Source organism: Gilvibacter sp. (assembly GCF_013214815.1).
Taxonomy (GTDB): domain Bacteria; phylum Bacteroidota; class Bacteroidia; order Flavobacteriales; family Flavobacteriaceae; genus Gilvibacter.
Window position 1 is genome coordinate 1 of sequence record NZ_JABSPU010000083.1, and the last position, 9,385, is coordinate 9,385.

Annotated in this window: 11 protein-coding genes, 1 pseudogene and 1 riboswitch; of the genes and pseudogenes, 5 read left to right on the forward strand and 7 right to left on the reverse strand. The window is 43.5% G+C overall.

Annotated features, from left to right (window positions below):
* On the forward strand, positions 1-301 hold a 301-nt coding region (locus HRT75_RS12985), incomplete at its 5' end, for a Sir2 family NAD-dependent protein deacetylase (protein ID WP_291187528.1).
* On the opposite strand, the gene HRT75_RS12990 is transcribed toward HRT75_RS12985, so the two are convergent.
* Complete coding sequence (locus HRT75_RS12990; RefSeq protein ID WP_291187531.1) at positions 276-749, reverse strand: heme-binding domain-containing protein; 474 nt, start codon at positions 747-749, stop codon at positions 276-278. The genes HRT75_RS12985 and HRT75_RS12990 overlap by 26 nt on opposite strands.
* On the opposite strand from HRT75_RS12990, the gene HRT75_RS12995 reads away from it, so the two are divergent.
* Together HRT75_RS12995 and purB are read left to right on the forward strand one after the other, a co-directional pair.
* A complete protein-coding gene (locus HRT75_RS12995) occupies positions 748-1,368 on the forward strand; it encodes an adenylosuccinate lyase (protein WP_291187534.1) in 621 nt (206 codons plus the stop codon). The two genes, HRT75_RS12990 and HRT75_RS12995, sit on opposite strands and share 2 nt — an antisense overlap.
* Before the next feature lie 48 nt (positions 1,369-1,416).
* The gene (gene purB, locus HRT75_RS13000; RefSeq protein WP_291187537.1) at positions 1,417-2,760 is read left to right on the forward strand and encodes an adenylosuccinate lyase; all 1,344 of its coding nucleotides are present in this window, start codon (positions 1,417-1,419) and stop codon (positions 2,758-2,760) included.
* Positions 2,761-2,786: 26 nt separating this feature from the next.
* Here purB and HRT75_RS13005 read toward each other — a convergent pair whose 3' ends face one another.
* The 4 genes from HRT75_RS13005 to HRT75_RS13020 all read right to left on the reverse strand — a co-directional run bounded on the left by HRT75_RS13005 (position 2,787) and on the right by HRT75_RS13020 (position 5,051).
* A complete protein-coding gene (locus tag HRT75_RS13005) occupies positions 2,787-3,440 on the reverse strand; it encodes a DUF4252 domain-containing protein (protein WP_291187540.1) in 654 nt (217 codons plus the stop codon).
* A 5-nt stretch (positions 3,441-3,445) separates the two neighbouring features.
* On the reverse strand, positions 3,446-3,979 hold the full coding sequence (locus HRT75_RS13010; RefSeq protein ID WP_291187542.1) for a DUF4252 domain-containing protein: 534 nt from the start codon (positions 3,977-3,979) through the stop codon (positions 3,446-3,448).
* A 129-nt stretch (positions 3,980-4,108) separates the two neighbouring features.
* Complete coding sequence (locus HRT75_RS13015) at positions 4,109-4,555, reverse strand: hypothetical protein (RefSeq protein WP_291187545.1); 447 nt, start codon at positions 4,553-4,555, stop codon at positions 4,109-4,111.
* Complete coding sequence (locus HRT75_RS13020) at positions 4,542-5,051, reverse strand: RNA polymerase sigma factor (protein ID WP_291187548.1); 510 nt, start codon at positions 5,049-5,051, stop codon at positions 4,542-4,544. The genes HRT75_RS13015 and HRT75_RS13020 overlap by 14 nt, the downstream gene beginning before the upstream one ends.
* Before the next feature lie 179 nt (positions 5,052-5,230).
* On the opposite strand from HRT75_RS13020, the gene HRT75_RS13025 reads away from it, so the two are divergent.
* Complete coding sequence (locus HRT75_RS13025) at positions 5,231-6,697, forward strand: S41 family peptidase (RefSeq protein ID WP_291187551.1); 1,467 nt, start codon at positions 5,231-5,233, stop codon at positions 6,695-6,697.
* 2 nt (positions 6,698-6,699) lie between these two features.
* Here HRT75_RS13025 and HRT75_RS13030 read toward each other — a convergent pair whose 3' ends face one another.
* Both HRT75_RS13030 and HRT75_RS13035 read right to left on the reverse strand, forming a co-directional pair.
* The gene (locus HRT75_RS13030) at positions 6,700-7,113 is read right to left on the reverse strand and encodes a TonB-dependent receptor (protein ID WP_366665074.1); all 414 of its coding nucleotides are present in this window, start codon (positions 7,111-7,113) and stop codon (positions 6,700-6,702) included.
* The gene (locus HRT75_RS13035) at positions 7,097-8,590 is read right to left on the reverse strand and encodes a TonB-dependent receptor plug domain-containing protein (protein ID WP_291187554.1); all 1,494 of its coding nucleotides are present in this window, start codon (positions 8,588-8,590) and stop codon (positions 7,097-7,099) included. Before HRT75_RS13035 ends, HRT75_RS13030 begins: the two co-directional genes overlap by 17 nt.
* Positions 8,591-8,684: 94 nt before the next feature.
* Positions 8,685-8,887, reverse strand: a riboswitch (cobalamin riboswitch).
* 53 nt (positions 8,888-8,940) lie between these two features.
* On the opposite strand from HRT75_RS13035, the pseudogene HRT75_RS13040 reads away from it, so the two are divergent.
* Positions 8,941-9,385, forward strand: a pseudogene (locus HRT75_RS13040) (ABC transporter substrate-binding protein); the annotation flags it as partial.

The window sequence follows — 9,385 nt, forward strand, 5'->3', positions numbered from 1 at the left end:
CGTGAACCTGGGAGCCTTAAGCAAGAATGGACCCCAGCCCCGGCCGCACATTGTTTGGTTTGGAGAAGACGTCCCACTAATCCCAAAAGCGGTTGAAATTGTAAGCCGATGTGAGGCGCTGATCATTGTGGGAACTTCTATGCAAGTGTATCCTGCTGCTGGGCTTTTAAACTACGCTCCTGTAGATACGCCTATCTTTTTTGTAGATCCAAATCCCGCTGTTGCTTCTGGTGGTCGAATTCAAGTGATCGCTCAGACCGCAACGAAAGGAATCCCTACTGTGGTCGATCTCCTAAATTGATCAAAGCCCGATATTGCTCGGCCCAAGATACTATGCTCGCGATCTGTTCATCAGTCAAAATTGCATCTTTATGTACCTTGGTGTAAGAAGTCATGGGCATCCAACGGTTTTCTACCTGCTCAATGATCTCGTCCATCTTATGGTCCTTGCGGCTTTTGGAGTAGTTGGCCCATTCCGAGAAGTTGAGTTCCCCTTTGCCGTGACGGATGTGATCATCTAACCAATAGGAGATCGGAGCAATCTCGGCATACCAGGGATAACGCGTATTATTACTGTGACAATCCAAACAGGCCGTTTTAAGCGTTTCCATGACCTCGGTAGGCGGATTGGTCTCCGCGACGAAAGCTTCTAAATAATCACCTGCTGCCTCGTTCTTGTCTACGCGAAAGAACTGCATCACCACAAATGCTACTAAAGCCAAGATGAGGACTTTTTTAAGTATCTTCATGTCCCAGTTAGTTGAACGATCAAAGTATAACAAATTGTTGCGAGAAGCTCTTGAAGAAACGTTAAATTACGCAAAGGCCTACCGAGCCAGTAGGCAGCAGGCCGCAGATTGGGTTTTGCAAAACCCTGATAGTTTAGAAGACCTCTTGAAATTCTGCGCAGACGAGTCTACCGATCGTTCTCACAAAGCGGCTTGGGTGCTGGAATTTGTCTGCAAGGCGCATATGGAGCTTTTACTACCGCATTTAGATTTGTTTTGCGCAATCATCCCAGAACTTAAAAAGCATCAGGCCAAACGACCTTTTGCCAAGATCACGGAACTGCTTTGCTTAGCCTATTACAAAGATATAGATGACGCCGTGCGATCTTCTTTAAATCGAGAACATAGAGAAGCCTTGACTGCAGCTTGTTTTGATTGGGTCATCAATGAAGAAAAAGTAGCTTGTAAAGCTTACAGCATACAAAGTTTGTACTATTTGGGTACCGAGTTTGATTGGGTGCATCCAGAGCTGCAAATGATCCTCCAAGAAGGCTATGCCAAACACTCGGCAGGCTACAAAGCCCGCACCCGAACCTTTCTGGCTAAGATCGAGAAATTTCAGGCTGGAAAGACCCCTTAAAATTTCGTTTTTAAACGTATCTTAGCCCTTTCTTAAAAATCAGCCAAGATGAGCAATACGGCCCTTCGTGCAATTTCACCCATAGATGGACGCTACGCGAGTAAAACAAGTGCTTTAGCCGATTATTTTTCGGAAGAAGCCTTGATCAAATATCGCATTCAGGTAGAAGTGGAATACTTCATTGCCCTGTGTGAATTGCCTTTGCCTCAGCTCGCTGATTTTGACCACAGCCAGTTTGATGCTCTACGTAAGATCTACACCGACTTCAATTCTGAGAACGCTCAACGCGTTAAAGAAATTGAAGGAGTTACCAACCACGATGTAAAAGCGGTAGAGTATTTCATCAAAGAAGGATTTGATCGTTTGGGGATTGGCGCTCAAAAGGAATTCATTCACTTTGGACTCACCTCCCAAGACATCAACAACACAGCAGTGCCTTTATCATTAAAAGAAGCTGTGAATGATGTGTACATTCCTGTTTTTTTGGAGCTGATTCAGAAATTAGAAGGTTTTGTACAGGAGTGGAAAGACATTCCCATGTTGGCCCGCACCCACGGACAACCGGCCTCTCCTACCCGTTTGGGGAAAGAGATCGAGGTTTATGTGGTTCGTTTAAAAGAACAATTAGATCTTTTGAATGATGTGAAAAGTGCTGCTAAGTTCGGAGGAGCTACCGGTAACTTCAATGCGCATCAGGTTGCCTATCCACAGATAGATTGGAAAGGCTTTGCTACGGATTTCGTGCAGGAAAAACTCGGACTTCACCACTCTTTCCCAACTACGCAAATCGAGCATTACGACCATATGGCAGCTTTGTTTGACGGCCTAAAGCGCATCAATACGATCATCCTGGATATGGACCGTGATTTTTGGACGTATATCTCCATGGATTACTTCAAACAGAAGATCAAAAAGGGAGAAGTTGGTTCGTCGGCTATGCCGCACAAAGTAAATCCAATTGACTTTGAGAATTCAGAAGGGAATTTAGGAATTGCTAATGCCTTATTTGAACACTTGGCTGCTAAGCTTCCTGTTAGTCGTTTGCAACGTGATCTAACAGATTCTACGGTGATGCGTAATATTGGGGTACCTTTAGCGCATACGGTAATTGCTATGCAAGCTACTTTAAAAGGTTTGGGTAAATTGTTATTGAATGAGCAAGCCCTTGCCGGTGACCTTGAAAACAACTGGGCAGTAGTTGCTGAGGCGGTTCAGACTATTTTACGCCGTGAGGCCTATCCGAATCCGTATGAGGCCTTAAAAGGACTTACCCGTACCAATGAAGCCATTACTGAGCAGACCATGGCCGCTTTCATAAAATCTTTGGATGTATCTGATGCCTTAAAACAAGAAATGCTGGCTATTACACCAGCATCTTACACAGGAATCTAGTATCCTGCTATATTTTTTAATCGTGCTTAGTCCTCGATCTCGTCGATGATGGAATCCAGTTTGGTTTCATTCTCCTGGTCGTCTACCCAACCTTCTTGGTCTTCCCAAGAATCGTCATAGTCTTCATCGCTGGTATCAAAGAGTTGTCCCAATCCATTCATTTGGCTCACATCCAGATCTCCGGTTTCAATGGAGCGCATCATATTGACAAACTTCTCCGGATCCATATCGTTCCCGGTTAGTCTAAAGATCGCAAAACCGCGCTCTTCATCGCTGGCAAAGATCACCAACTCGTCAATGGCGTCCGTCTCACCAACAAACTTTAAAGACGCTCCTTGGGTTGGAGAACCAAAACTGATCAAGGTCTGATACTGTTCTCTGGCCAAGATATCAATCACGTTTTGCTTTTCAATTTGATACTCTGCCTTTAAAGAATCTCCTTCTTTAATGGGGTAAGCCATAATATTGAGCTTACGTACAGACTGCATCACCTCTTTTTGTTCTGCGTTGAGCAGATCACTGTCTTCCGTGATCAGGCTTGAGGGCAGATCAAATTTTACAAAACGGTTGTCTTCTTGTTTGTCTACAAAGTAGGACTGTAAGGTAGGCTCCTCGTTGCAACTTACTAAAGTCGCAGCGAGGAGAATACCTAAGCTAAATAATGCTAATAGATGTTTCAATAGGGTTAGTTTTTGTTATCGATGTTCTTGAGCTCTTCGCTACCTGGCAACTTTAAGTCCTTAGTGAGTTGCGAGATCTGACTCAGGTTCAAATCTCCGGTAAGGCTCATGATGACTGACATTTGCTTGCCATCAACATCACCGGTCACATGCATGAGAAGTTCTTTTACAAAGCCCTCACTCTCTCCGTCTTGAGAATAAAAACGAACACGCTTTCCTTCTGCACTTACACGCATCAACTCTTCCAGTTCGGAATTGCTCTTTAGGTAATTAGTCACCGTTGTGTTCATATCGTTACGGGTGGCTTCATCTTCTGTTACAAAAACACGGATATTGTCAATGTTGTCAATAAGGTCTTTGTAAGCTTGCGCTTCTGGATCATCGGTTTCAAAGTCGATATCTCTGATCAACTTAAACATCTTGGCGGTAGCAACAAAGGAAGTTACTTTTCCGTTGGTCTCGTATTTGTCAAAAACATCTTGAGCAAATCCGGTTGCCGTTACTACAAATGCCATTACTAAAATTATAACTCGTTTCATCTTTCTTAATTTGTGATTTAGGTTAAACAAGCGGTTCCAGTGATTTTAATTCGGATTCCGTCTTGTTCTGTCATAGTTCTCTAAAGAAAACTACGCTCAATTCATACGTTGTTTTTCGATTGATTAATCTTACTTAAAAATCTGTTCTGCGGCCTTGTCAAATTCATTGAGGTAGGCCATACCCTCAATTCCGTCATTGAGATTTCCAGACAACATCTGCAACGCTTTCTTCGCTTCTTCAAAGGCTTCTATAGCCTCTTGTTGTTCAGCGGTCAAGGTTGGGGCATCGTCTGCGCTGTTGTTCATAAAGACTCCAACGCTCAATAACACTCCAATTAGTGCTGCTGCGGCGTAACCCCAAATTGGATTGCGTCTTTTGACTTGTGGCACCACGAATTCGGTTTCTGATTTCTGCTGACGCATATACCCAAAGCCTGCAAAGAGGTCTTTATAAGGGGCCAAATGGTCCGGCAGGTCTGCAGTAGCAAAGTACTGCTGTAATTGAGCTTCTTGCTCTAGGGTGGTGTTTCCCTCAAAATACTGCTCCAATAGGGATTCTATCTTAGCTAACTCCATAATTGTATTTTTTTATCAATGCTTCCCGTACTGCTTTACGCGCTCGGCTCAAAGCCACACGAATCGCTGTAGGTTTCATATCTAGTATTTCTGCGATCTCGTCAAATTCATATTGTTCCACATCACGCAGCTGAATAATCATCTTTTGTTGCTCGGGTAAGGTTTCCATGATCTCAAAGACCATGCGAACTCCGTCATTGGCCTCTACCTGATCTTGCAATCGGGCGTGAGGTGATTGGTAGTTGCTGTGCACGATCTTTAAGTGCCCAGCTTGTTTGGATTTTAATCGGTCCAAACAGTAGTTTTTGGTCATGGTCATCGCAAAAGCCTCTGGATTTTTATAGTTGCTCATGCGCTCCTTTCCCTTCCACAACTTTAAAAGAACTTCCTGAACCGCATCTTCTGCTTCATCAGTAGAAACCAGGATTCTTCGTGCTAAACGATACATCTTATCCCTAAAGGGCAATACTATGTTTAAGAACTCCTGTTGTTTCATTTTCTGATGGTTGGCAATTATGCGCTTCTGAAGTTAGGACGAACCAGGCAATTTTTTGTTACAAAAAAAGTTTAAATTCGCAAGGAAGCTGTGTTTTTGCCCTGTTTAGCAAGGAACTAAAAGTTTTATCGACTCAATAGGATATGGCACAGTTCATGTTGCCTTTATTAAAAAAAGCTATGCGAAAATTATCCCTACTTAGCGCGGCGGTGCTCCTAGTATTTACTACCGTTGCCTGTTTTGAAGATCAAGACGATAACCTGACCAATAACAACGGAAACGTTGCCTTTACCATCAATGACTTTATCTGGAACGGCCTCAATGCCTTTTATCTGTATAAAGATGATGTGCCTAATTTGGCCAACGACCGTTTTGCCACGGTAGAGGAAAAATCAGCCTTTACGGCCTCCTACCCGAGTCCTGAAGCAATTTTTGACGATCTGTTGTTCCAGCCGGGCACCATAGACAGATTCAGCTTTTTAGTTGATGATTATATCGCTTTAGAACAGCAGTTTCAAGGTGTAACTAAAAATAACGGTATGGAATTCGGTTTGGTTTTCTATCCGGATAGCGATTTTGAGATCTTCGGTTATGTGCGTTATGTTCTGCCAGGAACTAGTGCAGAAACGGAAGGTTTGACCCGAGGAGTGATCTTTAATACCGTAAACGGGCAGCAGATCAACAACGACAACTTTAGAGGCCTTTTTAGTGCCGACAGCTATACCATTGGTTTAGCCACCTTTGACGGAACCAGCGTAACTCCAACTGGAGCAGAAGTAACCCTTACCAAAGTTGAATATACGGAGAACCCAATTCTAGTAGCTGAAACTTTAAATGTAAGCGGACAGAATATTGGCTATTTGATGTACAACGGTTTCACCGCTAATTTTGACGAACAACTCAATGATGCTTTTGGGCAATTTGCGGCCAACGGTGTGACTGACTTGGTTTTAGACCTGCGTTATAACCCAGGAGGCTCGGTTCTATCAGCAATTAGTCTTTCCAGCATGATCACTGGGCAATTCACTGGGGAAATCTTTACCACAGAACAGTGGAATAGCGACAATCAAGCCTTTTTTGAAGCCAATGATCCGGAGCGCTTAGTAAATCGCTTTAGAAACGATACGCGTAACGGTACGAGCTTGAATAGCTTGAACTTGACCAACGTATATATTTTAACTACCCGCAGATCAGCCTCAGCCAGTGAATTGGTGATCAACGGCTTGGATCCGTGGATCAATGTGGTTCAAATTGGAGGCACAACCACTGGGAAATTTACAGCCTCTACTACCCTATATGACTCAGAGAACTTTGGACGTACTGGAGCGAATCCAGATCACACCTATGCCATGCAACCTTTGATCTTAAAATCAATCAATGCAAACGGCGTTACTGACTATTTTGACGGTTTGGTTCCTGATACGCTTTTACCCGAGGATTACAGCAATCTTGGGATTTTAGGTGATGTGAACGAGCCGCTATTGGCAGAGGCCTTGAATCAGATCACGGGAGCCGGATTTGGTGCTGCACCAAAAACAAGCGGCCCGGAACTTAAAGAAGTCTCAGGCCGCAAAGAGCAGTTGCCATTTTTTAACGAGATGATCTACGATCTTCCCTTACCAGAATTCACTGGTAATTTTAAATAGGCTTATAAGTTAATATTCATTCCAAGGCTGAAATTTCTACCTAGGGTTTGGAAACGGAACAATTCCTCGTACTCTTCATTGAGCAAGTTGTTTACGCGTGCTGTGAATTGAATGGCGTCGTTTAAACGGTATTGCCCGTACCAATCCAAGATACCAAAGGCATCTAGGGTTACCGCCTCATTTTCAAAACTCACGGAGTTGAAAAAGGCATCCTCACGCTCGGCGTTGTATTGATATTGCAAACCAGTATTGAACTTCTGTGTCCATTGGTAATTTAGGTTCGCATTTAATTTATGCTCCGGAATACGCAGGTTGAAGCGCTGGTCTGGTTTGGTATAAGTATAATTGGCGTTAAAGCGGAATTGACCCGTTGTGAACTGCCCTTCTACTTCAATACCACTAGCAGTGATCAGGATCTAACGTCACAAAGTCAATAAAGTCTTCTTCCAAGCGGTTAAAGTAAACAACACTTACTTGGAAAGACTCTGCTTTTCCCACAGCCAAACCAGCTTCAATGGTGCGATTGTTCTCTGGGTCTAACTCCAAGTTTCCAAAACTAGGATCAAACAACTGAAACAAACTCGGTGTGATATAAGCAGTGCTGTAGCTCGCTAAAACCTTAGCGTTAAGATCTCCTAACTTCGTGTTATAAGAAGGGTTGATGTGATAAACTACCGCATTGTCATAGTTGCTGTGGGTATTTAGGCGTACTCCAGCATTCAGGTTCAATCCAAAATCACTTTGATATACCACATTCAAATAAGGGTCAATGATATCAAAGTCTGCCGTCTGGTCATTGATGTCTTGGTTAAACTCGGTCTCTCCAAAAGGAATAGAAAAGCTGTTGAAATCACTGAATTGCGCATTGACACCAACCACGGTGCTGAATTGCTTACTCCACTGGTGATTCCAAAAACCATCCACAGCAAAGAAACGACTGTCAAAACGTGACGGGAAAGAAGACTCAATATCGCGCTCCGTCCAACTATAGGCATCGTTCACCACTACACGTCCTTTTTGGTAACGGTAAGTCAAATTACCACGCAATTGCTCCAATTGGGTCGTGCTTAAATTATTCGCATCGGTATAATCAAAATTGTCAAATGCAGCTTTAAAACGAGCATTGGTAAAGCTTCTGCTAATACTCAACCCATTGTCAAAGGCATAACCAACAGTAGCTGTTGCAGAATAGGAATTAAAAGGGTCATTCTCAAAGGCAGGCTCTCCTTCTGGCGCAGCTACTGCAGAAAGCCCTGTGCGGGATTGATGATCGATCTGCATTTGGTAAGACCAGCCTTTATACCCTCCGCCTATACGCGCGGAATTGTTGAAGGTTTGAATTCCAAAGCCGGTGTTCTCACTTGAATTTTCTGTAGACAAGCTGGTACTGGCCTGCACGCCAAAAACTTTGTCTCCGTTCTTTTTACTGGTCAAGGAAATCACTGCTGTTGCAGCACCTGAACCGTAAAGCACACTAGAAGCACCTTTGAGTACTTCTATCTTTTCAAAGGCAGAAGCAGGTAGCAAGCGCAAATCAAAATCATTGGCGATCTGCGATGGATCATTCACTTGAACTCCATCAATCAAAATAACAACTTGACGGTTTCTACCACCACGAACAAAATAACCGAGGTTCTGCCCTCCGTTAGAACGGCTACCGTTGATCTCAATTCCAGCAGCGCGATTGAGCAATTGCGCCACAGAACTGTTGGGCTCTTGCGCGATCTGCTCCGCAGAGATCGTTGTGATAACCTTTCCGCTATTGGCGGAGGTCAAAGGGGTTTTGGAATCTAAAAAAACAGTGTCTAAGGCCTGCTCACGTCCATCGGTCTGTGAAAATCCGACGGTGGCAAAACCCAACACCATTCCAGTAATACAAAGAATCTTCTTCATTTTAAAGATGTTTACTGGAATAAAAGATGTGGCAAGTGTGCTCAGTCCGCTATAGACTGAATCCGCATGCAAAACTTTTATCCCGAAAGTTTAACTAATAATGATCGTGCCGGGCAGGTCTCCTGACTTGCTGCGGAAATTGGCCTTCCCATTTCTATTGAAACAGTGGCGTTTGATCAACTTCCTAATGCCAAAGGCATCGCTTACAGTTGCGGGAACAGTTCTTGACTTTCACAAGATTCCCTTTTAAGAACATAACCGTCTAAGGCCATGTCCACCCAATACGGCGCAAAATTAAACAAATTAAATCCCGCAAGCTCGGTAAAGGACAAATAATATTATTTTTGAACATGCGTAAAACCCTCTCTATTATAATTGCACTGCTCGTATTAGTTTCGTGCAAGAATAAAACTTCCGAAGAAAATACTACGGATATTTCTGATCGTCAGAGCGTTATTAACACGATAACGCACGCGCAAGGATTCCGCCTTTATGAGTATTCTGACTACAGTATTTTAGAAGTTGATGATCCATGGCCAGATGCGGACAAAACCTTTAGATACTTACTCTATACAGCGCGCTCCATGCCTTTACAGGATGCAGAGGACAACTTTGACGCTATCTTAACGGTTCCTGTAAAGGGTTTGGTAGTAACCTCTACAACGCACATTCCATCCTTAGAAACATTGGGTGGAGAAACCAAACTTGTAGGTTTTCCGCAGACGGATTATATCTCCAGCCCAAAGACACGAGCTTTGATAGATTCCGGAACTGTAAAAGAACTTGGAGGTACCC

What these genes read in the sequence shown, in the direction of transcription:
- HRT75_RS12990 (WP_291187531.1), bottom strand. Translation starts at nt 749, where the DNA reads ATGAAGATACTTAAAAAAGTCCTCATCTTGGCTTTAGTAGCATTTGTG.
- HRT75_RS13010 (WP_291187542.1), bottom strand. Translation starts at nt 3,979, where the DNA reads ATGAAACGAGTTATAATTTTAGTAATGGCATTTGTAGTAACGGCAACC.
- purB (WP_291187537.1), top strand. Translation starts at nt 1,417, where the DNA reads ATGAGCAATACGGCCCTTCGTGCAATTTCACCCATAGATGGACGCTAC.
- HRT75_RS13035 (WP_291187554.1), bottom strand. Translation starts at nt 8,590, where the DNA reads ATGAAGAAGATTCTTTGTATTACTGGAATGGTGTTGGGTTTTGCCACC.
- HRT75_RS13015 (WP_291187545.1), bottom strand. Translation starts at nt 4,555, where the DNA reads ATGGAGTTAGCTAAGATAGAATCCCTATTGGAGCAGTATTTTGAGGGA.
- HRT75_RS12995 (WP_291187534.1), top strand. Translation starts at nt 748, where the DNA reads ATGTCCCAGTTAGTTGAACGATCAAAGTATAACAAATTGTTGCGAGAA.
- HRT75_RS13025 (WP_291187551.1), top strand. Translation starts at nt 5,231, where the DNA reads ATGCGAAAATTATCCCTACTTAGCGCGGCGGTGCTCCTAGTATTTACT.
- HRT75_RS13020 (WP_291187548.1), bottom strand. Translation starts at nt 5,051, where the DNA reads ATGAAACAACAGGAGTTCTTAAACATAGTATTGCCCTTTAGGGATAAG.